The following is a 22,290-nucleotide window of genomic DNA, read 5'->3' on the forward strand; positions in this document are numbered from 1 at the left end:
TCAGCGCGCCACCGGGGGCAGCGGCAGCGGCACGCCGGGCAGGCCGTCGATGCTGGTCGCGATGTGGTCCTTCTTGGCGAAGTAGGCGCTCAGCGACTCGTCGTCCTCCCTGGCGAACCGCTGGGCGTGCAGCTCCCGGTCGCTCTCGTAGGCCATGTACGGCACGGCGAACCCGCAGGCGTCCCGGATCAGCCGCGCGGTCACCACGACGATCGCCCGCAGGCCGTGGTTCCCGGACTCGATGTCCGGGAAGTGCGCCAGCAGATCCGGGAAGCGGGCGTCGTCGCGCAGGACGGCCTCCCCCGTGCCGTGCACCCGCAGCACGGTCGGCGGGCCCTGGAAGGCGCACCACATCAGGGTGATCCGGCCGTTCTCCCGCAGATGCGCCACCGTCTCGGCGTTGGAGCCGGCGAAGTCCAGATAGGCGACGGTCCGCTCGTCCAGCACGGCCAGCGAGCCCTTGAGGCCCTTGGGGGAGAGGTTGACCGTGCCGTCGGCGGTGAGCGGCGCCGTGGCGGTGAAGAAGACGGGCTGTGCCTCGATGAACGCGCGGAGCCGGTCGTCGATCCGGTCGTATGACTTACCCATGTGCCCTATCCTCCAGCGGAGTTGCGCGGCGTGTACATCGATATCCGATGGGTGGACGCCGCATCCTGGTGGCCCGCGGCACGGGGCCGATTGACTACCCATGCGGAGAGCTGCATAATCATGCATAGCGACGACGTGTGACGTGCCAGGGTGATCGACGTACCACGGTGATCGCATCCCATCGGCCTTCCGGCAACGAGGAGCACAGCAAGTGAGCAGCAACAGCGGTGACGTCCGCCTCTGGGGCGGCCGGTTCGCCGACGGGCCCGCCGAGGCGCTGGCGAAGCTGTCCGCGTCGGTCCACTTCGACTGGCGGCTGGCGCCCTACGACATCGCGGGCTCCCGCGCGCACGCGCGTGTGCTGCACCAGGCCGGTCTGCTCACCGCCGACGAACTCGAGCGCATGATCGCCGGCCTCGACCAGCTCGAGCAGGACGTCACCTCCGGCGCCTTCACCGGGACCATCGCCGACGAGGACGTGCACACCGCCCTCGAACGCGGCCTGCTGGAACGGCTCGGCCCGGACCTCGGCGGCAAGCTCCGCGCCGGCCGGTCGCGCAACGACCAGGTCGCCACGCTCTTCCGCATGTACCTGCGCGACCACGCCCGGATCGTCGGCGGTCTGATCGCCGACCTCCAGGACGCCCTGGTCGGCCTCGCCGAGGCCCACCCGGACGTGGCCATGCCGGGCCGCACCCACCTCCAGCACGCCCAGCCGGTGCTCTTCGCCCACCACGTGCTGGCCCACGTCCAGGCGCTGTCCCGGGACGCCGAGCGGCTGCGCCAGTGGGACGAGCGCACCGCGGTCTCCCCCTACGGCTCCGGCGCGCTGGCCGGTTCCTCGCTCGGCCTCGACCCGGAGGCCGTCGCCAAGGACCTCGGCTTCGAGCACGGCTCCGCCGCCAACTCCATCGACGGCACGGCCTCCCGCGACTTCGTCGCCGAGTTCGCGTTCATCACCGCGATGATCGGCGTCAACATCTCCCGCATCGCCGAGGAGATCATCATCTGGAACACGAAGGAGTTCTCCTTCGTCACCCTCCACGACGCCTTCTCCACCGGCTCGTCGATCATGCCGCAGAAGAAGAACCCGGACATCGCCGAACTGGCGCGCGGCAAGTCGGGCCGCCTGATCGGCAACCTCACCGGCCTGATGGCCACGCTGAAGGCCCTCCCCCTCGCGTACAACCGCGACCTCCAGGAGGACAAGGAGCCGGTCTTCGACTCCATCGACCAGCTCGAGGTCCTGCTCCCCGCCTTCACGGGCATGATGGCCACCCTCACCGTGCACCGCGAGCGCATGGAGGAGCTGGCCCCGGCCGGGTTCTCGCTCGCCACCGACATCGCCGAGTGGCTGGTCAAGCAGGGCGTGCCGTTCCGGGTGGCGCACGAGGTGGCCGGCGAGTGCGTCAAGGCCGCGGAGGCGGAGGGCAAGGAGCTCGACGAACTGACCGACGAGCAGTTCGCCAAGATCAGCGAGCACCTCACGCCTCAGGTGCGGACGGTCCTCAACGTCCCCGGGGCGCTGGCCTCCCGCGACGGCCGGGGTGGCACCGCCCCCAGCGCGGTCGCCGTCCAGCTCGCCGAGGTCAAGCAGAACCTCGCCGCCCAGCACGCCTGGTCCGGCGCGCGCCGCGGCTGACCGTCGCCGCGCCTCGGGTCCCGGCCCCTGTTCCGCCCGCGCGGGACGGGGGCCGGAGCCGTCCGGGGGAGGAGCAGTCAGCCACGCCTGACGGGGACGTGAGGCGCGTGGTGGGCGAGCGCCGCGTCGAGACGCCCGCGGTCCAGCCGCCAGCCGTACACCGGGACGCCCGTCCGGGCGGCCTCGGCCGGCACCCAGGCGGGGACCGTCCGGTCCCTCTTCCCCGCGGCCTTCGCGTCCCTTCCGGGGAACGCGGGAGCATCGGGCCGTCCGGTCACCCCGACCCACCGTGTGGTGCTGTCGAGCGCCCACTGCCGCCAGAGGCAGATCTCCTGGACGTCCTCCCAGGGCACCAGCACCGCCGACCCCCGGCGCCGCAGGACGGGCCTGCCCAGCAGGATGCCCGACGCGTCCACCCGCAGGGCCACCTCGCGCGAGCAGGCGATCACCAGCGCCATGGCCACGCCGGCTCCGCACAGCGGCAGACCCAGGAGGAGCTGTGCGAGCGGCAGGTTCTCCCGCGACTGGACGAAGAAGACCGCGGAGGGCACGCAGACCGTCAGGAGCAGGGTGGTGTGCAGGCCGAAGCCGTACCGCACCTGGACGCCCCCCACGCCTCCCCGGTTGCCCCCACCCCGACGCCCCGCGGTACGACCGCCCCGCCGTTCTGCGGGTGCCTGCCTCGCCGTTCTGCGGGCGGCTGGGCCGCCCAGGGGGCGGCACGGGCGGGCGCAGGGCGGCGCCGTACGCGGCGAGCGGTCCGCTCCACCATGCGCAAGCCTCGCGGTGCCGTACGCACGGGTGCTCACTGCGGCGGGTCCAAGCCGGGCCTGGGCGGACAGGACTGTTCATCCCCCGACCCGCCCCCTTCCCGGAGGGGCTTACGTTCTGCGGAGCGAGCCGTCACGTGCGTACGTGAGGCCTGCGCCCACCCTCCCCCAAGCTCTCGGCTTCGCTCGAGCAGGTGGGGGTGCCCCCGGACGGAGTCTGGGGGAGGACCCCCATCGCCCCAGCGGCACGACTGCCCGCAGACGGGAGGGAGGGCGGGAGTTGCCCACCGCACGGTGGTACGGCCGCGCGCCGGCGGAACGGGGACGGGGCGTGGCGGTGGTGGGGGTGTTCGCGGGCACCGGGTGAAGTCCGGGTCACGCGTACCGGGGGCGGGGGAGGCCCCCCGTCACGCCGCCTTCGCCTTGGTGGCGTACATGTCGACGTACTCCTGCCCCGACAGCCGCATGACCTCCGTCATGACCGAGTCCGTCACCGCCCGCAGCACGTACCGGTCCCGGTCCATGCCCTCGTAGCGGGAGAACTCCATCGGCTCGCCGAACCGCACCGTGACCCGCCCCGGCCGGGGCATGCCCTTGCCGCCCGGCTGCAGCTTGTCCGTGCCGATCATGGCGAACGGCACCACCGGCGCGCCCGTCATCAGGGTCAGCCGCGCGATGCCCGTGCGGCCCCGGTAGAGGCGGCCGTCGGGGGAGCGGGTGCCCTCCGGGTAGATGCCGAAGACCTTGCCCTCCTCCAGCACCCGCCGCCCCGTCATCAGCGCCGCCACGCCGCCGTTGGCCCCGTCCCGGTCGACCGGGATCATGCCGACGCCGGTGAAGAACCACGCCATCAGGCGGCCCTTGAACCCCTTGCCGGTGACGTACTCGTCCTTGCCGATGAACAGGACCTGCCGGTCGGTGACCAGCGGGAGGACGATGGAGTCGATGAAGGTGAGGTGGTTTCCGGCCAGGATCACCGCCCCCGTCCCGGGAATGTTCTCCGCGCCTTCTACGCGTGGGCGGAACATCAGGCGCATGATCGGTCCGAGCACTGCCTTGATGAGCGCGAAGCGGGACAACGAGCCCTCCCATGTCAAGGGGTCCGACGGAAACGGACGAGTCCGTGCAGGTGAGGACGATACTCGCGCGGGCGGCCAGGTTGCACATCCGGTTGACGGACTCGTTGCACAGTGTTGACACGGAGTCACTCCCGCCGCACACGGCGAAACCGGACCGTCACACGCGCGCGGTGGCGGGCGGGGCGGAGAGACGACACCCGCTGTTTTCCGCCCCGTCCTCCCGGAGACCTTCAGTCGTCATGTACACGCACCTACGATCCGGCCGACCCGAAGTCGTGACCTCACGAGGGAGCACCGATGGCGAGAACCACAGGTCCCGCAGCGTCCGAAGGACCGGCAGAGACCGCCCCCGCCCCCGGCGCCGGGCGGCGGGCCGTCCTGGGCGCCGCCCTGCTGGGCGCCTCCGCGGCCGCACTGGGCACCGGCGGCACCGCCGCGGCGGCCGACGGCGGGAAGGGCCGCGGACGCGGCGCCGCCGGGCTGCCGAAGCCCGCCGTGATCGCCCACCGCGGCGCCAGCGGCCACCGCCCGGAGCACACCTTCGGCGCGTACGACCTGGCCCTGGACCTCGGCGCCGACATCGTCGAGGCCGGCGACCTGGTGATCACCAGGGACGGCCACCTGGTCTGCCGCCACGAGCCCGAGATCGGCGGCACGACCGACGTCGCCGACCACCCCGAGTTCGCCTCCCGCCGCACCACCAAGCAACTCGACGGCGTCGCCACGACCGGCTGGTTCACCGAGGACTTCACGCTGGCCGAGCTGAAGACCCTGCGCGCCAAGGAGCGGATCCCGGCCAACCGCCCGCACAACACGCTCTACGACGGCGTGTGGGGGATCCCCACCTTCGAGGAGGTGCTTCGCTGGCAGGACGAGCAGACCCGCAGGCGCGGCAAGCAGGTCTTCGTCTACCCGGAGCTCAAGCACCCCACCTACTTCCGCGAGCGGGGCCTGCCCCTGGAGGAGCGCCTCGCCAAGCTGCTCCGGCGGCACGGCAAGGACCGCCGCACCTCGCCGGTGCTCCTCCAGTCCTTCGAGCCGACCAGCGTGCAGCGGATGCGGAAGCTGGTCGACAACCCGCTCGCCGTCCTGCTCTCCTCGGCCGGCAGCCGCCCCTGGGACTTCCAGCGGCAGGGCGACCCCCGCAAGGTCTCCGACCTGATCACCCCGCAGGGCCTCGCCTGGATCGCCTCCTTCGCCGACGGCATCGGCCCCACCCTCGACCTGATCGTCCCGCGCGACGCCGCGGGCAACCTGACCTCGCCGACCACCCTGGTCGCCGACGCGCACGCGGCGGGCCTGGTCCTCCACCCGTACACGATGCGCAACGAGAACCCGTTCCTGCCCGCGGAATTCCGCCGCGGCACCGGGCCGGACGCCTACGGCGACGCGTTCGGCGCCTTCGCCGCCTACTTCGACACCGGCATCGACGGCGTCTTCACCGACCAGCCGGACACCGGCCTGCTGGCCCGCGAACTCTGGCGCGCCGCCCGCTGACCCGGCCCGCGCCAGGACGCAGGGCGTCAACCCGACGCCTTGGAAGCCCTCCCGCAGGGTGAATCGGGCCGGTGGCGGCAACCGCCGCCGCCGGCCCGCCGTCCTGTGCCCATGTGAAGCCGGACGACATGGTGGCCGAGCTGCGCCCCCTGCTGGCCGCCGAGGCGGCGGCCGAGGCCGCGGCGGCCGGAGGCGAGGCCCGCGACCTGGAACAGGGCGTCTGGCTCCGCCTGCTGGAACGACTGGAGCGGTCGGACCCGCCGCGCGACCCCGCCCGCTGGCTGCGCGCGGCGGTGCGCGCCGAGGTCCGGGCGCTGCGCCGCGCCGCCCGCCGGGAGGGCGCCCTGCACCGCGACCCGGCCGACGAGACGCGCCCCGGCCCCGAGCAGCTCGCCCTGGCCTCCGCCCGCCGCCGGACCCTTCAGGACGCCGTCCGGCGCCTGCCCGGCCGCTGCCCCCGGCTGCTCGGCGCGCTGTTCTCCCCACGAGACCTCACCTACCGCGAGATCGCCCGGGAGTTGGGTATCTCACAGGGCAGTCTCGGCCCGGAACGCTCCCGATGTCTGGGATGTCTGCGTCGGCTCCTCGGTCCGGAGGTTGCGCCCCGTCCGAGGCGGGGATAGGTGTGAAGGACCACTGGTGAGCAAGTGAGCGGGAGGCATGCACACATGGGCATGAGCGTGACCATCTCCAGGGCGGCCGAGCAGGACGCCGAGCAGATCTTCCGGCTCAGGTATCTGTGCTTCCAGAGCGAGGCGGCGCTCTACGGCGACCACCGCATCGGCCCGCTGACCGAGTCCCTCGCCGACGTCCGGGACCGGATCACCGCCGGGATCGTCTGCGTGGCCCGGCTGGGCGAGGAGGTGATCGGCGCCGTCTACGGACGTGCCACGGCCGACGGCTCGGGTGAGATCGACGGGCTGTGCGTCCACCCCCGCCTCCAGGGTCACGGCATCGGCGCCCGGCTGCTGCGCGCCGCCGAGGCCGCGCTGACCGAGGCCGTCCCCGTCGCCGCCTTCCGGCTCAGCGCCGGCGTCCGCAGCGAGCCCGGCCTGCGGCTCTACCGCAGCCTGGGTTACGAGGCCACCGGCCGCGCCGACGGGCCCGACGGCATCCCGCGGATCGTGCTGGAGCGCACCACGGCCGTCGCCGCCCAGGGTCCCGCCGCGCAGGACCCCGACGCCGGGACGGCGGTCTACGCGGCGACCGCCTGACGGTCCGCGGCCCGGGCCCGGACCAGCCAGTACAGCGCGGTCACCGGCAGCAGCACCGGGATGAAGAGGTAGCCCATCCCGAAGTCGGACCAGACCGTCGCGTCGGGGAAGGCCCCGGGGTCGGCCAGCGTCCAGGCGCCGACCACCAGGACGCCGAGCAGCTCGGCGGCGCAGCACACCACCGCCGCCCGCCGGGCCCGCTCGCCGCCGCGCACCAGCGTGTACGTGATGAAGCCGTAGACCACACCGGCCAGCGCGGACAACGAGTAGGCCAGCGGGGCCCGGTCGAACTCGGTGGAGATCTGGTACGCCGAGCGGGACACCGCGCCGACCACCATCACGCCGTACAGCCAGACCAGGAGGATGCCCGGCCCGGAGATCAGCCTCTGCCCGGAGCTCGCCCTCCGCCCGGAGCTCGGCTTCTGCCGCGACGTCATCTCAGGCTCCCCAGATGTCGTAGAGCCGCACCTGCAGCACGGCCAGGACGAAACCGCCCGCGGCCACCGTGAGCGAACCCCAGCGGGTGCGCTCGGTCAGCGACATGAACCCGGCGACCGGCACACAGGCGAACGCGCCGAGCAGGTAGGCCACGAAGATCACGGTGCCCTGCTCGGGCTGCTCGCCGCGGGCCAGCTGCACGATGCCGACCACCAGCTGCGCGGTGGCCAGCAGCGCGACCACACCCATGCCGATGAAGTGCCAGTCCTTGGTCGGCTGGTCCCGCCAGGCGGCCCAGCCGCACCAGGCGGCGAGGAGGAGTGCGGCCACGGCGGTCGCCACGGTCAGGGCTACGAGCATGCGCAGACCTTATTACGGCGGGTATGTCCCCCCGCCGCCCGCCCCCGGGGTTCCGCGGCCCGGCCCGGCTCCCGCTGGTGGGAGGGGGTGCCGAGGACGCCGGAGCGCCGCCGCGCCGCTTGGTTAAGGTCGGTCCCATGACGACCCTCCGTGCGGACGCGCTCCTCTTCGACAACGACGGAACCCTCCTCTCCTCCCTGGACTCCGTGACCCGGTCCTGGACCGCGTGGGCCCACGAGCACGGGGTGACCCACGAACGGTTCACGAGCATCGAACTCCACGGCCGCCCCGCCGTGGAGATCATCAGGGACCTGCTCCCCGCGCCGCGGGTGCCCGCCGCCCTCGCCCGCATCGAGGAGATAGAGCTCGAGGACGTCCCCCACGGCGGGGTCGTCCCGCTCCCCGGCACCCGGGAGTTCCTGCACGGCCTGCCCGCCGACCGGTGGGCCGTGGTCACCTCCGCCTCCCGCCGCCTCGCCGAGGCCCGGCTCGCCCTGGTGGGCCTCACGGCCACCACCCTGATCGCCGCCGACGACATCACCCGCGGCAAGCCCGACCCGGAGCCCTACCTGCTCGCCGCCAAGGCGCTCGGCGTCGACCCCGCCCGCTGCGTCGTCTTCGAGGACGCCCCGGCAGGCCTGCGCTCCGGCCGCGCCGCCGGGATGCGCACGGTGGCCTTGGCCACAACCCTCCCGGCACACGAACTGGACGCCGACCTGGTGGTGCCGGACCTCTCCGCACTGTCCGCGCAGGTCACGCCGGACGGGATCGTCGTCTCCCCGCGCATCTGAGCCGGACCGAACCGGACCGGGGACCGGCCCGGAACGCACCACCGGCGGGACAGGGTGTCCGCATGCCGGACACCCTGTCCCGCTTGCCAGTGATCGTCTGATTTACTTACCCGCATGACCACGACGAGCGGCACCACTCCTGCGACCGAGGCGACCCCGACGCCCGGTGCTCGTCGCATGTGTCGAATGTGCGCCTGTTAGAGGGCCCCCGCAAGACGTTCCGGCCTCGCGCCCCGAAGCGAGCCCCGCGGCCTCACCGTGCCGCCCGCGCACCACGGAATCCCCGCGCACTCCCTCCGTCACACCGCCGTGACCGGAGCCGGAGGGCCACGCCGTGCCGCGGTCCGACCGAATGCACCCGTGTCCGGGCGCCACCGAGCCCCGGCACTCGACAGTGACGGAAACCCCTGTGATCACCACCTCGGGTCTGACCAAGATCTACCGCTCCGGCGGCCGGGAGGTCACCGCCATCGACGGCGTCGATCTGCACGTCCGCGAGGGCGAGGTCTACGGCGTCATCGGCCAGTCCGGCGCCGGCAAGTCCTCGCTCATCCGCTGCGTCAACCTCCTCGAGCGCCCCACCTCCGGCACGGTCACCGTCGACGGCCAGGACCTCACCGCCCTCGCCGGACGGGGCCAGCGCGCCTCCAGGGAACTGCGGCAGGCCCGCAGCCGGATCGGCATGGTCTTCCAGCACTTCAACCTGCTCTCCTCGCGCACCGTGCAGGACAACGTCGAGCTTCCGCTCGAGATCCTCGGCCGCTCGGGCCGCGAGCGCTCCGCCAAGGCGCTGGAACTCCTGGACCTGGTCGGCCTCGCCGACAAGGCCAAGGCCTACCCGGCCCAGCTCTCCGGCGGCCAGAAGCAGCGCGTCGGCATCGCCCGCGCCCTGGCCGGCGACCCCAAGGTGCTCCTGTCCGACGAGGCCACCAGCGCCCTCGACCCGGAGACCACCCGCTCGATCCTCCAGCTGCTGCGCGACCTCAACCGGCAGCTCGGCCTGACCGTGCTGCTGATCACCCACGAGATGGACGTCGTCAAGACGGTCTGCGACTCCGCCGCGCTGATGGAGCGGGGCCGCGTCGTGGAGTCCGGCACCGTCGACGAACTGCTCGCCACGCCCGGCTCCCAGCTCGCCGCCGCGCTCTTCCCGGTCGGCGGCGGCGCCTCCGGCCCGGACAGCACGGTCCTGGACATCACCTTCCACGGCGAGTCCACCGGCCGCCCGGTGATCTCCCAGCTCGCCCGCACCTACAACGTGGACGTCTCCATCCTCGGCGCCGCGGTCGACACCGTCGGCGGTGCCCAGATCGGCCGGATGCGCATCGAGCTGCCCGGCCGCTACGACGACAACGTCGTCCCCGTCGGCTTCCTGCGCGAGCAGGGGCTCCAGGTGGAGCTCGTCGGCCAGGACGCCCCGGCCCGCCCGGCCGGCAGCGAAGTGAAGGAAGTGGCCAAGTGACCTGGTCCGAGATGCAGCCGCTGCTCACCCAGGCCAGCTGGGACACCCTCTACATGGTCGGCTGGTCCACGCTGGTGACCGTCGTCCTCGGTCTGCCGCTGGGCGTCCTGCTGGTCCTCACCGACCGTGGCGGGCTGCTGCAGAACGTGGTCGTCAACAAGGTCGTCGGCCAGGTGGTCAACTTCGGCCGCTCGCTGCCGTTCATCATCCTGCTGATCGCCCTGATCCCCTTCACCAAGATGATCATGGGGACCTACATCGGCCGCGACGCCTCCATCGTGCCGCTGGCCATCGGCGCCATCCCGTTCTTCGCGCGCCTCGTCGAGACCGCGGTCCGCGAGGTGGACCACGGGCTGGTCGAAGCCGTGCAGGCGATGGGCGGCAGCACCTGGACCGTCGTGCGCAGGGTTCTCGTCCCCGAGGCGCTGCCCTCCCTCGTGTCCTCGGTCACCACGACCGTGGTCGCGCTGATCGGCTACTCCGCCATGGCCGGTGCGGTCGCCGCGGGCGGACTCGGCGACCTCGCCATCAAGCAGGGCTACCTGCGGTTCGAGACCGGACTGATGTGGGTCACCGTGGCGGTCCTCGCCGTGGTCATCGCCCTCATCCAGTACGCGGGCGACGCCGTGGCCCGCGCCCTGCACCGCCGCGGCGGACGGGGCGGCCCCGCGCCCCGGCTGCGCCTGCTGAAGGCCAAGGAGCCCGACGCCCCGGCCGGCGCCACCGACGAGGCCCGCCAGGCCGCCTAGGCCCGCCGCCCCACCCCCCCCCACAGACCTCCCCGCACCACCCCTTGCGGGGGAGCACCACCAGGCACGCCCCGCGTGCCGCAACGGAAAGGCACTTTTCGTGCGTAACACCGCCAAGATCACCACCGCCGTCCTGACCGCCGGAGCCCTCTCCCTGGGCCTGACCGCCTGCGGCGGCTCCGACGACGAGGCCGCCTCCACCGACGGCCCGCTCGTCGTCGCCGCCACCCCTGTCCCGCACGCGGAGGTCCTCACCTTCGTCAAGGACAACCTGGCGAAGGACGCCGGCCTCGACCTCGAGGTCAAGGAGTTCACCGACTACGTGACTCCCAACACCGCCACCGAGGACGGCTCGGTCACCGCGAACTACTTCCAGACCACGCCGTACCTCGACGACTTCAACAAGAAGAACGGCACCCACCTCGTGCCGGTCGTCTCGGTCCACGTGGAGCCCCTCGGCCTCTACTCCGACAAGTTCGAGAAGGTCGACGAGCTGAAGAACGGCTCCACGATCGCCGTACCGAACGACACCGCCAACGAGGCGCGCGCCCTCAAGCTCCTCGCCGACAACGGCCTGATCGAGCTGAAGAAGGGCTCCGAGGCCGACGCCACCCCGGCCGACATCACCAAGAACCCCAAGAAGCTGGAGTTCAAGGAGATCGAGGCCGCCCAGACCCCGCGCGCCCTCGGCGACGTCGACGCCGCCGTGGTCAACGGCAACTACGCCATCGAGGCCGACCTGAAGCCCGCCGAGGACGCCCTCGTCCTCGAGGCCGCCGAGAACAGCCCCTTCGGCAACTACCTCGTCGTCAAGGAGGGCTCGCAGGACGACCCGCGCGTCAAGAAGCTCGAGAAGCTGCTCACCTCCCCCGAGGTGAAGAAGTTCATCGAGGACAAGTACGCCGGCTCCGTCCTCGCCACCTTCTAGGACACGTCGCGGCATCGGCCGACGCACCGTCAGGACCCCGCGGGGTCCACTCCGGTCACGGAGTGGACCCCGCCGTCCTGATCGGTGCTTTCATGCTGCATGCTGAAGAGTTCAGCAGGTCCGAACGGTTTCCCGACGCTACGGAGCGGCGCATGAACGGCACCTTCCCCGACATCTCCATCAGCACGGAGCGGTTGGTCCTGCGCCCGCTCGAGGAGGCGGACGTCCCCGCCTTCACCGAGATGATGAACGACGAGCAGGTCGTCGCCTGGACCTCCGTCCCGCACCCCTACACCGAGGACCACGCCCGGCAGTGGATCGGCGAACTCGCCCCGGCCGAGCGCACCGGGGGCCGCGGCATCGTCCTGGCCGTCACCGAGTTCCTCACCCAGCGGCTCGTCGGCACCCTCCACCTCCACCACACCGACTGGCGGATCCGCTCCGCCGAGGCCGCCTACGTCATCGCCCCCTGGGCCCGCGGCGAGGGCTACGCCACCGAGGCCACCCTGGCCGCCGCCCAGTGGCTCTTCCGCGACCAGAAGTTCGAGCGCCTGGAACTGCGCACCGCGGCCGACAACGCCGCCTCCCAGCAGGTCGCGCAGAAGATCGGCTGCGTCAGCGAGGGCGTCCTGCGCGGCGCCTGGATAGCCCGGGCCAAGGACGACACCGGCGCCTGGGGCGACGTGCGGACCGACCTCATCGTCTGGAGCCTGCTGCCCGAGGACCTCGAGGGCGTCGGCGAGTACGCGGACTGGGACTGACCACCGGCCTCCCGTCCGCGGGGTAACCTCACTGCGCGCCCGCGTTCCGGGCCTCCCCGACCACCGGCGACACCTCCCCCCGCTCACCCCTGCCCACCTCTGGAGACTGACGACGATGGCCGACCGGGTCACGGTGATCGGCTGGGACGGCTCGCCGCTGACCGCCGCGGGACGCTCCGCGCTCGGCGCCGCCACCCTGGTGGCGGGAGCCCCCCACCACCTGGCACTCCCCGAGGTGCCCCCCGAGGCCGAACGGATCCGCCTCGGCAGTCTCCCCCTCGCCGCCCGCCGGATCGCCGCCCACCGCGGCACCGCGGTCGTCCTCGCGGACGGCGACCCCGGCTTCTTCGGTGTCGTCCGCACCCTGCGCGACCCCGAGTTCGGCCTCGAGCTCGAGGTGGTCCCGGCCGTCTCCGCGGTCGCCGCCGCCTTCGCCCGCGCCGGGATGCCCTGGGACGACGCCCAGGTGGTCGTCGCGCATCCGCGCACTTTGCGCCGGGCCGTCAACGTCTGCCGCGCCCACACCAAGGTCGCCGTCCTCACCGCCCCCGGCGCCGGGCCCGCCGAACTGGGCCTGCTGCTCGAGGGCGCGCCGAGGACCTTCGTCGTGTGCGAGGAACTCGGCACCGACCGCGAGCAGGTCAGCGTGGTCACCTCCGACCGCGCCGCCGACCACGTCTGGCGCGACCCCAACGTGGTGATCGCCATCGGCGCCCCCACCACCGCGGAATCGGCTCCCTGGATCGCCGGCCGCGCTCCCGCCGGGCCCCGCGGCTGGGTCCTGCCCGCCGACTCCTACGAGGGCCCGTTCGGCGAGGCCGAGGCGGAGCCGCTGCGCGCCGCCCAGCTGTCCCGGCTGGGGCCGCACGTCGGCGACCTGGTCTGGGACATCGGCTGCGGCAGCGGCGCGTTCGCCGTCGAGGCCGCCCGCGCCGGAGCGGCCGTGATCGCCGTCGACCGGGACCCGGAGTCCTGCGCCCGCACCGAGCGCGCAGCGCGGCGGTCCGGGGTCCAGCTCCAGATCGTCCGGGGCGACGCCCCGCACGTCCTGGAGAACCTGCCGGAGCCCGATGTGGTGAGGATCACCGGCGGGGGAGCGGACGTGATCGCCGCCGCCGCCGACCGGCGCCCCGAGCGGATCGCCGCCCACGTCCCCACCCGGGACGCGGCCGAACTCGCGGGCCGACGCCTGGCCGAGCGCGGTTACCGGGTCGACTGCTCGCTCCTGCAGTCCGTCGCGCTGGACGCCGAGCAGTGGACCGAGAAGGGCAGGAGCGTCGGCTTCCTGCTCTGCGGTGAGCTGCTGCGCAACCGCCCGTAGGCGGCCCCGCGTCGACCCGCCTCCAGTAGCGCCCCGTGATCGAACGGTGTCGGGGCGCGGGGTAGGCTGGCCGATCGTTGTACCGCGCCTGGATTTCGGTTCTCGTCGGACCATGTCCGGACAAGACCACCGGGTGGACCGACGGGTGGGGTACGACGGCGCCGGAGGCGCACGAGAGGGTGAGTTCCAGGACGGACCTTGCCGAATCGGCCTGCGTCGGAAGGCGGGGGACGGCGACAATGCGAGTCGACGCCTCCTCGTCCGAGTGGGCGGGTCTCTCGTGCCGCTCGGCGGGCCCGCTCGTTCAACAGGACGGGCGGACCGCGCGCCGCTCCGGACGAGCGAGTCGTAAGAGGCATCAACCGATGGGCGAGGGGTACGCATGACCGACACCGGCCAGGTCCCGGGCGAGGGGCTGCCGGAGAGCGCAGGCACGGTGGAGCAGCCGGGCGTCGCCACGCCGGGTTCCTACACCTACCTCTCCGAGCCGACCGCCGAGGAAGACGATCTCCTGCTGCTGCCGGGCGCCCAGGGCGCCTGGGGCAACGAAGTGCCGTCCGGGCAGGAGGGCGCGTACCCGGAGGGGGCCTACCCGGACGGCGGTCACCCGGAAGGGGTCTACCCGGAGCAGCACGCCCACGCCGGGCAGCAGGGGACCCCCGCCGAGCATCAGGCCGCCTACGCCGGACAGGTCTACGCCGAACAAACCTACGCCGAACAGCGGACGGTCCAGCAGGAGGCCGCCGGGCAGGCGCCGCTGGGCACCCAGGAGCCGGGCATGGCCGCGCACGGCGTGCAGGAGCAGGGCATGAACGAGCAAGGTCCGCACGGGCAGGGCCCGCACGAGCAGGGCACGCGCGGGCAGGGCCCGCACGAGCAGGGGTTCCACGGCCAGGCGCAGGACGCCCGGGCGGAGACCTCGCACGTCACCGGTGTCCACGACAGCGGGAGCTACGACCTCGGCGCCGCCGTCCAGGCGTCCGCGCAGGCCGCGGCCCCCCGCCGCCCGCTGCACCTCGGTCCGCCGACCCCCGACGCCTCGATGAGCCCGGTCCGCTCCCTCGCCGACCGCGGCCCCGCCACCGTCGTGCGGCAGTTGGGCCAGCAGGCCCCGGCCGCGGAGTACCCGGAGGCCCAGGGCGCCGGCGCGACCACCCAGCACCCCACCCCGTGGGGCGGCGTGCCCACCGGTCAGGCCGCGGCCCAGGGTTACCCCGAGCAGGCCGCGCAGCAGCACTCCGGTGACGCCTACGCGACGGCCCAGGACGCCTACGGGGCCGACGCCTCGCTCGGCGCGGGCACCGCCTACGCGGCCCAGGCCGAGGGCACCGGCCAGTACCCGGCCGCCGCCCACCAGCAGGCGTACCCCGGGCAGGAGGCCGTCGGGCACGACACCTACGGCGGGCAGCAGGCGTTCGCCGTTCAGCAGGACGCCCACATCGGCCGGCAGGACACGTACGCGGGCCAGGAGGCGGCCCAGCCGCAGACGTTCCCCAACGACACCCTCTCCGGCCAGGGCACCCTCGGCGGCCGGCACGGGATCGCCGTCCACGACCCGGCCGTGGTCCAGCAGGCCGCGGCCCAGCAGGCCGCCCTCCAGCAGACCACCGCTCACGGAGCCGACGCCACCGGCCAGTTCGCCCTCGCCGAGCAGCCGCTGGGCGAGTTCGTCCCCGTCGCCGGCACCGTCCCCGCCCCGCCGCACCTGGCCCCGGCCCCCGGGTACCCCGCGGCCGACGGCGGCGAGGCCTGGCCCGCGCAGACCCCTGCCCCCCAGACGGCCGAGCACGTCGGCCACGACGCCCGGGTGGCGACGGGGGAGCAGTCCGCGGAGCACGTCGCCGAGCGCGCGGCCGTCGAGCAGGCCGCCGCGGAGCAGGCCGCCGCCGAGCAGGCAGCCGCGGAGCAGGCCGTCGCCGAGCAGGGCGTCGCCGAACAGGCATTGACGGAGCAGGCACCGGCGGGTCGGCCCGGGACCGAGCAGGCCGTCGCCGGGCAGGCCGTCGGGGAGATCCCCACGGAGCCGGCCGAGCAGCCCGTGCCCGCCCCCGGGGCGGCCGCCGCGTCCGCGCCGGCGGAGCGGCCGGAGCAGCCGCACGCCCCCGAGGGCCCCGTCGCCGTCGTGCCCGCCCCCCGCGAGGGCGAGAGCCTTCCCGCGGAGCCGGCCGTGGCCCGGCCCGAGGCCGCCGAGGCCGCCGACGTCGAGGAGCCGCAGCCGCAGGCGTCGCTGCCGGAGGCCCCGCAGGACGAGGCCGCGCAGGACGAGGCGCGGGCCGCCGACACGGTCCCCGCCCAGGCCGCGCCCGTCGACGAGCCCGTCCCCGCGGAGACGGAGACGGAGGCGGCGGCCGAGGCCCAGGCCCAGGCCGAGGTGGTGGCGGAGACGGCGGGCGAGGGCGAGGAGCGCCCCGAGGTCGTCGCCGGGACGGAACAGGAGCCGGCGGCCGAGGACGCGTTCCAGCCCGCCGCCCCCGGTTACGCCGAGGCCGAACGTGAGGCCGTGCTGCGGGTGATGCGCGAGCGGCGCGACGTCCGCCAGGGCTTCCGCACCGACCCGATCCCGCACGAGGTGCTGCGACGCGTCCTGGAGGCCGCGCACCACGCGCCGTCCGTGGGCCACTCCCAGCCCTGGGACTTCGTCGTCATCCGCTCCGAGGAGACCCGGCAGCAGATGCACGAACTGGCCGTGCGCCAGCGCGAGGCGTACGCCAAGTCGCTGCCCAAGGGCCGGGCGAAGCAGTTCAAGCAGATGAAGATCGAGGCCATCCTCGACACCCCGGTGAACATCGTCGTCACCGCCGACCCGACCCGCGGCGGCCGCCACACCCTCGGCCGTCACACCCAGCCGCAGATGGCCCCCTACTCGGCCGCGCTCGCCGTGGAGAACCTGTGGCTCGCCGCCCGCGCCGAGGGCCTCGGCGTCGGCTGGGTCAGCTTCTTCGACGAGCGCGAGATGGTCCGCGCCCTCGGCCTCCCCGAGTACCTCGAGGTCGTCGCCTACCTGTGCGTGGGCTACGTCGACGAGTTCCCGGACGAGCCCGAACTGGTGCAGGCCGGCTGGTCCAAGCGCCGCCCGCTGTCCTGGGCGGTCCACGAGGAGACCTACGGCCGCCGTGCCCTGCCCGGCGAGCAGCCGCACGACCTGCTCGCCGAGACCATCGCCGGCATCCGCCCGCTGGACGCCAAGGCGCTCGGCGAGGCGTGGGAGCGGCAGAAGCGGATGACCAAGCCGGCCGGCGCGCTCGGCATGCTGGAGATCATCTCCGCCCAGCTGTGCGGCCTGTCCCGGCAGTGCCCGCCGCCGATCCCGGAGCCCGCCGCCGTCGCGGTGTTCGCCGGCGACCACGGCGTCCACGCCCAGGGCGTCACGCCGTGGCCGCAGGAGGTCACCGGGCAGATGGTGGCCAACATGCTCGGCGGTGGCGCGGTCAGCAACGCGTTCGCCACCCAGGTGGGCGCGGAACTCTGCGTGGTCGACGTCGGGGTGGCCGCCGACCTGCCCACCCAGCAGGGGTTCCTGCCCCGCAAGGTGCGGCCCGGCACCGCCGACATGACGCAGGGCCCGGCGATGACCCGCGAGGAGGCCAAGGCCGCCATCGAGGTGGGCATCGAGACCGCCCGCGACCTGGTCGCGGCGGGCAACAAGGCGCTGCTGACCGGTGAGATGGGCATCGCCAACACCACCGCCTCCGCCGCGCTGATCTCCGTCTACACCGGGACCGACCCGGCCGAGGTCACCGGCCGCGGCACCGGCATCGACGACGAGACGCTGTCCCGCAAGACCGAGGTCGTCCGCCGCGCCCTCGAACTGCACCAGCCGGACCCGGCCGACCCGATCGGCGTCCTCGCCGCGATCGGCGGTCTGGAGCACGCCGCCATGGTGGGCCTGCTGCTCGGCGGCGCCTGCCTGCGCACGCCGGTCATCCTGGACGGTGTGAGCGCCGGGGCCGCCGCCCTGGTCGCCCGCGCCATCGCCCCCGAGGTGCTGGCCGCCTGCATCGCCGGCCACCGCAGCGCCGAGCCCGGCCACATCGCCGCGCTCAACAAGCTGGGCCTGCGCCCGCTGGTCGACCTGGACCTGCGGCTCGGCGAGGGCACCGGCGCGCTGCTGGCGCTCCCGCTGGTCCAGTCGACGGCCCGCGCCATGCACGAGGTGGCCACCTTCGACTCCGCCGGAGTCACCGAGAAGTAGCGGTACCGGGCAGCGACGCCGCCGTGACCGGGGGCGGGCAGGAGATCGTGCGAAGATCACACCGCCCGGCCCCGGTACGGGTCCGCCGCACGCCATAAACTCCCCTCTGTCAGGGCAGCTCCGACGGCGCAGCTCCCATCCCTGCCGGGCATGCCCCGAAGCGGCCCGGCAGCGTCCCATGCAGCCCGCCCCCGCTCTCGACCCCGCTCGAGCAGGGGGTACCCCAACGAGGGAGCCGCCCCCATGGCCGAACACCCCGCCTACCCCGTGGGCCTGCGCCTGACCGGCCGCCGAGTGGTCGTGCTCGGCGGCGGGCAGGTCGCCCAGCGACGCCTCCCCGCCCTGGTCGCGGCCGGCGCCGACGTCACCCTGGTCTCCCCCTCCGCCACTCCGTCCGTCGAGGCGATGGCCGACACGGGCGAGATCGCCTGGGAACGCCGCCGCTACGCCGACGGCGACCTCGACGGCGCCTGGTACGCCGTCGTCGCCACCAGCGACCCCGAGGCCAACGCCGCCGCCTCCGCCGAGGCCGAGCGCCGCCGCGTCTGGTGCGTCCGCTCCGACGACGCCGACGCCGCCACCGCCTGGACCCCCGCCACCGGCCGCGCCGGAGGCGTCACCGTCGCCGTCCTCACCACCCAGGCCAAGGACCGCGACCCGCGGCACACCGCCGCCATCCGCGACGCCGTCGTCGAAGGGCTGCGCGACAACACCCTCGTCGCCCCGCAGCACCGCACCAAGTCCCCCGGCGTCGCCCTGGTCGGCGGCGGCCCCGGCGACCCCGACCTGATCACCGTGCGCGGCCGCCGCCTGCTCGCCGAGGCCGACGTGGTCATCGCCGACCGCCTCGGCCCCCGCGACCTGCTCGACGAACTCCCCTCCCACGTAGAGGTCATCGACGCCGCGAAGATCCCCTACGGGCGCTTCATGCCCCAGGAGGCCATCAACAACGCCCTGATCGAGCACGCCAAGCAGGGCAAGGCCGTGGTCCGCCTCAAGGGCGGCGACCCGTACGTCTTCGGCCGCGGCATGGAGGAGGCCCAGGCGCTCGCCGAGGCCGGCATCGCCTGCACCGTCGTCCCGGGCATCTCCTCCTCCATCTCCGTCCCGGCCGCCGCCGGCATCCCGGTCACCCACCGCGGCGTCGCCCACGAGTTCACCGTCCTCAGCGGCCACGTCGCCCCCGACGACGAGCGCTCGCTGGTCGACTGGGCGGCCATGGCGCGGCTCACCGGCACCCTCGTCATCCTGATGGGCGTCGACAAGATAGGCCGCATCGCCGAGACGCTGATCGCCCACGGCAAGGCCCCCGACACCCCCGTCGCCCTGGTCCAGGAAGGCACCACCAGCGCCCAGCGGCGCGTGGACGCCACCCTGGCCACCGTCGGCGAGGTGGTCCGCGCCGAGGACGTCCGGCCGCCCGCCGTCATCGTCATCGGCCCGGTGGTCGCCGTCGGCCCCACCACACTCCCGTAAGGCACCCTCCTCCCATGGCCGAACTCATCCCCGTCGACGACCCCGCCGACCCCCGCCTCGCCGACTACACGAACCTGACCGACGTCGAGCTGCGCCGCCGCCGCGAGCCCGCCGAGGGCCTGTTCATCGCCGAGGGCGAGAAGGTGATCCGGCGGGCCGTCGCCGGCGGTCACGGGATGCGGTCCATGATGCTCACCCCCAAGTGGGCGGGCGTGATGGCCGACCTCGTCGAGGAGACCGACGCCCCGGTCCACGTGGTGACCCCCGAGATCGCCGAACAGGTCACCGGCTACCACGTCCACCGCGGCGCGCTCGCCTCCATGCGGCGCGAGCCGCTGCGGGACGTCGGTGAACTCCTCCCCGGGGCGCGGCGGCTGGCCGTCTTCGAGGACATCGTCGACCACGCCAACATCGGCGCCGCGTTCAGGAACGCGGCAGCCCTCGGCGTCGACGCCGTGCTGCTCACCCCGCGGTGCGCCGACCCGCTGTACCGGCGGGCCGTGAAGGTGTCCATGGGCACCGTCTTCCAGGTGCCGTGGACCAGGCTGGAGTCCTGGCCCGCGGACGTCGAGCGGCTGCGCGAGGGGGGCTTCACGGTCGCCGCGCTCTGCCTCGGCGAGCGGGCCGTCACCCTGGACGAGCTGGCCGCGCGCCGGGACGAGCGGCTCGCCCTAGTCTTCGGCACCGAGGGCGACGGGCTCAGTCCCCGCGTGCTCGCCGCGGCGGACCTCCACGTCACCATCCCGATGGCCGAGGGGGTCGACTCCCTGAACGTCGCCGCCGCGTCGGCCGTCGCCTTCTACGCCACCCGCCCCACCCTGACCTGAGCCCCCTGCGGGCCCCCTCACGTCCCCACGCCCCAAGCCCCCTCCGGACTCCCCCACGGCGGCGCCCTGCCCTCGGCCGGTCCGGTCGGTGGGTGGTTGGGCCGCTGCGCGGCGGCGCCCTGCCCTCGGCCGGCCCGGTCCGCGGGCGGTTGGGTTGCCGCGCGGCGGCGCCCTGCCCCTGAGTGGTCCTGTCCGCGGGCGGCTGGGCCGCCCAGGGGGCGGCACGGGCGGGCGCGGCCCGCGCGTTCGCACGCGGCGGTCGGGCAGCTGGGGATGGGCCGGCCCCGGGCGGTGCCACGCACGGTGAACTAGCCCGGCCCGTCCGCGGCCGGCGAGCTTGCACGCGGCGGCCGGCGTGGCCGGGGGTGGGCCGTGTACGGGCGTTGGTGCGTACGGGAACGAGCCGGCCCCCTCTGCTGCCGGCGGGTTCGTGCGGCGGTTCGCGCAGCCGGGGTGGGCCGTGCCTGGGCGGCCCCGGGCGGTGTCGCGCACGCTGAACGCGCCCGCCCCCTCCGCGGTCGGCGGGTTCGGGCGCGACGGCGCGGGCGGCCCGGGGCGGGCCGTGGATCCGGGCGGCGCCGAAGACGCCACGCGGCACCCGCGCGCTCCGCGGTCAGCGCCCCGGCGGCGCCTCGGCCGAGGAACCCCCACCGACATCGGACGAGACAACCGCCGGCGCGACACCGGCAGCGTCGGCAGGCCCCTGGCACCCCTGCACCGTGGCGATCCCCAGCGCCGCCAGCAACGTCACCACCACGAACACGATCAACCGCTGCCGCAGCAACCGGGGATTGGCCGGCCGCAGCTTGGCCCCGCCCCGGCTCCCCGGGCCGCCCCCCGGCCCCGCGCCCGTCCCCGGAGCCGGACGCCCGCCCCGTGACGGGGCCGCACCGCGGGCCCCGCCCGCGGACGACGGCCGCCGCCTCGCCGGCGTGGGCGCGGAACGACGGCCCGCCGCCGAGGAAGGCGCCACCCCGCCGGACCGCACCGGGGTCCGCCCGGCCGAGGCGGAGGCGGAAGGCCCGGACCCCCGAGGCACCGGCGTCCGTACCGTCGCCGCGCCCGCCGCCCCGTCCTCCCGGCCCGCGGGCCGCACCTCGCCCAGCCCCTGAGCCTCCCGCGCCGCGATCTCCTTGAGCCGCAGCGACAGCTGCAACGTCGTCGGCCGCTGCTCCGGATCCTTCGCCAGACAGGCCCGCACCAGCGGCGCCAACGCCCCCGGCACGCCCCGCAGCTGCGGCTCCTCGTGCACCACCCGGTACAGCATCACCTCGGAACTCCCGTGCCCGAAGGGCGAGTCCCCGGTCGACGCGTACGCCAGCGTCGCGCCCAGCGCGAACACGTCGGTGGCCGGCGTGACCGCCGCCCCCCGCACCTGCTCGGGGGCGAGGAACCCCGGCGAGCCGACCGCCGTGCCGACATGGGTGAGCGTGGACGCCCCGGTCGCCCAGGCGATGCCGAAGTCGATGATCCGGGGGCCCTTGGGGGAGAGCAGGATGTTGGACGGCTTGAGGTCCCGGTGGACCACCCCGGCCTCGTGGACCGCGACCAGCCCCTCGGAGAGCGCCGCACCGATCGCCGCGACCTCCGCCGCCGGCAGCGGACCCTCCTCGGCGACCTTGTCGTGCAGCGAGGGCCCGGGCACGTACTGCGTGGCGAACCAGGGCCGCTCGGCCTCCAGGTCCGCCGCCACCAGCCGCGCCGTGCAGCCGCCCCTGATCCGCCGCGCCGCCGACACCTCACGGGCGAACCGCGAACGGAACTCCTGGTCCTCGGCCAGGTCCGGCCGGATCACCTTGAGGGCGACCCGCTGGCCCCGCCGGTCGGAACCCAGGTAGACCACGCCCATCCCGCCCGCGCCGAGCCGCCGGTGCAGCCTGAACGAGCCGACGACGCGCGGGTCCTCGCGCCTGAGGCGCATCATCGCCATGTTCATCCCCGCTGCCCGGTCCGTCTGACGAGCCAACAGCTTACGTTTCCCGGCCGCGCCGCGCGTTCAGGCCGCGCCCGCTCACCCCTCCGGGAACGCGTTCGTGGGCTCGAGGCTGCCAAGATGCCGCCCCCGTAAGGGGTTTGGCGACCGTGCCGGGACGTGAACCACGTCACTCGCCGTCCCTCCGAAGCAGAAGCCGCGGCCTGCGCCTCTCCACCCTGGGAAGTAGCCGGGACGGCCGGATTCATCCGGGGGCATGACG

Annotated in this window: 19 protein-coding genes; 13 read left to right on the top strand and 6 right to left on the bottom strand. The window is 74.3% G+C overall.

The window, feature by feature from the left end:
* Positions 1-588, bottom strand: a complete 588-nt coding sequence (locus GBN72_RS28470) for a pyridoxamine 5'-phosphate oxidase family protein (protein WP_151774815.1) — start codon at positions 586-588, stop codon at positions 1-3.
* A gap of 211 nt (positions 589-799) precedes the next feature.
* Between GBN72_RS28470 and argH the strand changes: the two genes are divergently transcribed.
* Positions 800-2,230 carry an argininosuccinate lyase gene (argH, locus tag GBN72_RS28475; protein ID WP_151774816.1) on the top strand — a complete coding sequence of 477 codons (1,431 nt, stop codon included), beginning with the start codon at positions 800-802 and terminating at the stop codon, positions 2,228-2,230.
* A 77-nt stretch (positions 2,231-2,307) separates the two neighbouring features.
* Here the strand turns inward: argH and GBN72_RS28480 are convergent, their stop codons facing one another.
* Positions 2,308-2,844 carry a hypothetical protein gene (locus tag GBN72_RS28480; RefSeq protein ID WP_151774817.1) on the bottom strand — a complete coding sequence of 179 codons (537 nt, stop codon included), beginning with the start codon at positions 2,842-2,844 and terminating at the stop codon, positions 2,308-2,310.
* A 563-nt stretch (positions 2,845-3,407) separates the two neighbouring features.
* A complete protein-coding gene (locus tag GBN72_RS28485; RefSeq protein ID WP_246212985.1) occupies positions 3,408-4,037 on the bottom strand; it encodes a lysophospholipid acyltransferase family protein in 630 nt (209 codons plus the stop codon).
* Between the two features lie 339 nt (positions 4,038-4,376).
* On the opposite strand from GBN72_RS28485, the gene GBN72_RS28490 reads away from it, so the two are divergent.
* From GBN72_RS28490 to GBN72_RS28500, 3 genes are all read left to right on the top strand, one after another.
* Complete coding sequence (locus tag GBN72_RS28490; RefSeq protein WP_151774819.1) at positions 4,377-5,576, top strand: glycerophosphodiester phosphodiesterase; 1,200 nt, start codon at positions 4,377-4,379, stop codon at positions 5,574-5,576.
* Positions 5,577-5,704: 128 nt separating this feature from the next.
* Positions 5,705-6,199, top strand: a complete 495-nt coding sequence (locus GBN72_RS28495; RefSeq protein WP_151774970.1) for a sigma-70 family RNA polymerase sigma factor — start codon at positions 5,705-5,707, stop codon at positions 6,197-6,199.
* Between the two features lie 45 nt (positions 6,200-6,244).
* Positions 6,245-6,790, top strand: coding sequence for a GNAT family N-acetyltransferase (locus GBN72_RS28500; protein ID WP_151774820.1), 546 nt, complete (start codon positions 6,245-6,247; stop codon positions 6,788-6,790).
* Here the strand turns inward: GBN72_RS28500 and GBN72_RS28505 are convergent.
* Together GBN72_RS28505 and GBN72_RS28510 are read right to left on the bottom strand one after the other, a co-directional pair.
* Positions 6,772-7,227: a hypothetical protein gene (locus GBN72_RS28505; RefSeq protein ID WP_151774821.1), complete on the bottom strand. Its 456-nt coding sequence runs from the start codon at positions 7,225-7,227 to the stop codon at positions 6,772-6,774. The genes GBN72_RS28500 and GBN72_RS28505 overlap by 19 nt on opposite strands.
* Before the next feature lies 1 nt (position 7,228).
* The gene (locus tag GBN72_RS28510; RefSeq protein WP_151774822.1) at positions 7,229-7,588 is read right to left on the bottom strand and encodes a hypothetical protein; all 360 of its coding nucleotides are present in this window, start codon (positions 7,586-7,588) and stop codon (positions 7,229-7,231) included.
* A 137-nt stretch (positions 7,589-7,725) separates the two neighbouring features.
* Here GBN72_RS28510 and GBN72_RS28515 point away from each other — a divergent pair, with 137 nt between their 5' ends.
* From GBN72_RS28515 to GBN72_RS28555, 9 genes are all read left to right on the top strand, one after another.
* Entirely contained in the window at positions 7,726-8,379 is a 654-nt protein-coding gene (locus GBN72_RS28515) for an HAD-IA family hydrolase (RefSeq protein ID WP_151774823.1), read from the top strand.
* A gap of 409 nt (positions 8,380-8,788) precedes the next feature.
* Positions 8,789-9,841, top strand: a complete 1,053-nt coding sequence (locus GBN72_RS28520; RefSeq protein WP_164540925.1) for a methionine ABC transporter ATP-binding protein — start codon at positions 8,789-8,791, stop codon at positions 9,839-9,841.
* The gene (locus GBN72_RS28525) at positions 9,838-10,590 is read left to right on the top strand and encodes a methionine ABC transporter permease (RefSeq protein WP_151774825.1); all 753 of its coding nucleotides are present in this window, start codon (positions 9,838-9,840) and stop codon (positions 10,588-10,590) included. Before GBN72_RS28520 ends, GBN72_RS28525 begins: the two co-directional genes overlap by 4 nt.
* A 100-nt stretch (positions 10,591-10,690) precedes the next feature.
* The gene (locus GBN72_RS28530) at positions 10,691-11,518 is read left to right on the top strand and encodes a MetQ/NlpA family ABC transporter substrate-binding protein (protein WP_151774826.1); all 828 of its coding nucleotides are present in this window, start codon (positions 10,691-10,693) and stop codon (positions 11,516-11,518) included.
* Positions 11,519-11,670: 152 nt separating this feature from the next.
* The gene (locus GBN72_RS28535; RefSeq protein WP_151774827.1) at positions 11,671-12,279 is read left to right on the top strand and encodes a GNAT family N-acetyltransferase; all 609 of its coding nucleotides are present in this window, start codon (positions 11,671-11,673) and stop codon (positions 12,277-12,279) included.
* Positions 12,280-12,394: 115 nt separating this feature from the next.
* Positions 12,395-13,600, top strand: a complete 1,206-nt coding sequence (gene cbiE / locus GBN72_RS28540; RefSeq protein WP_151774828.1) for a precorrin-6y C5,15-methyltransferase (decarboxylating) subunit CbiE — start codon at positions 12,395-12,397, stop codon at positions 13,598-13,600.
* A gap of 382 nt (positions 13,601-13,982) precedes the next feature.
* A complete protein-coding gene (gene cobT, locus GBN72_RS28545; protein ID WP_151774829.1) occupies positions 13,983-17,792 on the top strand; it encodes a nicotinate-nucleotide--dimethylbenzimidazole phosphoribosyltransferase in 3,810 nt (1,269 codons plus the stop codon).
* A gap of 243 nt (positions 17,793-18,035) precedes the next feature.
* Complete coding sequence (gene cobA / locus GBN72_RS28550) at positions 18,036-19,268, top strand: uroporphyrinogen-III C-methyltransferase (protein ID WP_151774830.1); 1,233 nt, start codon at positions 18,036-18,038, stop codon at positions 19,266-19,268.
* Between the two features lie 14 nt (positions 19,269-19,282).
* Positions 19,283-20,095, top strand: a complete 813-nt coding sequence (locus GBN72_RS28555; protein WP_151774831.1) for a TrmH family RNA methyltransferase — start codon at positions 19,283-19,285, stop codon at positions 20,093-20,095.
* 613 nt (positions 20,096-20,708) lie between these two features.
* Here GBN72_RS28555 and GBN72_RS28560 read toward each other — a convergent pair.
* Positions 20,709-22,031: a serine/threonine-protein kinase gene (locus GBN72_RS28560; protein ID WP_164540944.1), complete on the bottom strand. Its 1,323-nt coding sequence runs from the start codon at positions 22,029-22,031 to the stop codon at positions 20,709-20,711.
* Positions 22,032-22,290: the final 259 nt, after the last annotated feature.

The organism is Streptomyces abyssomicinicus (genome assembly GCF_008974245.1).
Classification (GTDB): Bacteria; Actinomycetota; Actinomycetes; order Streptomycetales; family Streptomycetaceae; genus Streptomyces; species Streptomyces abyssomicinicus.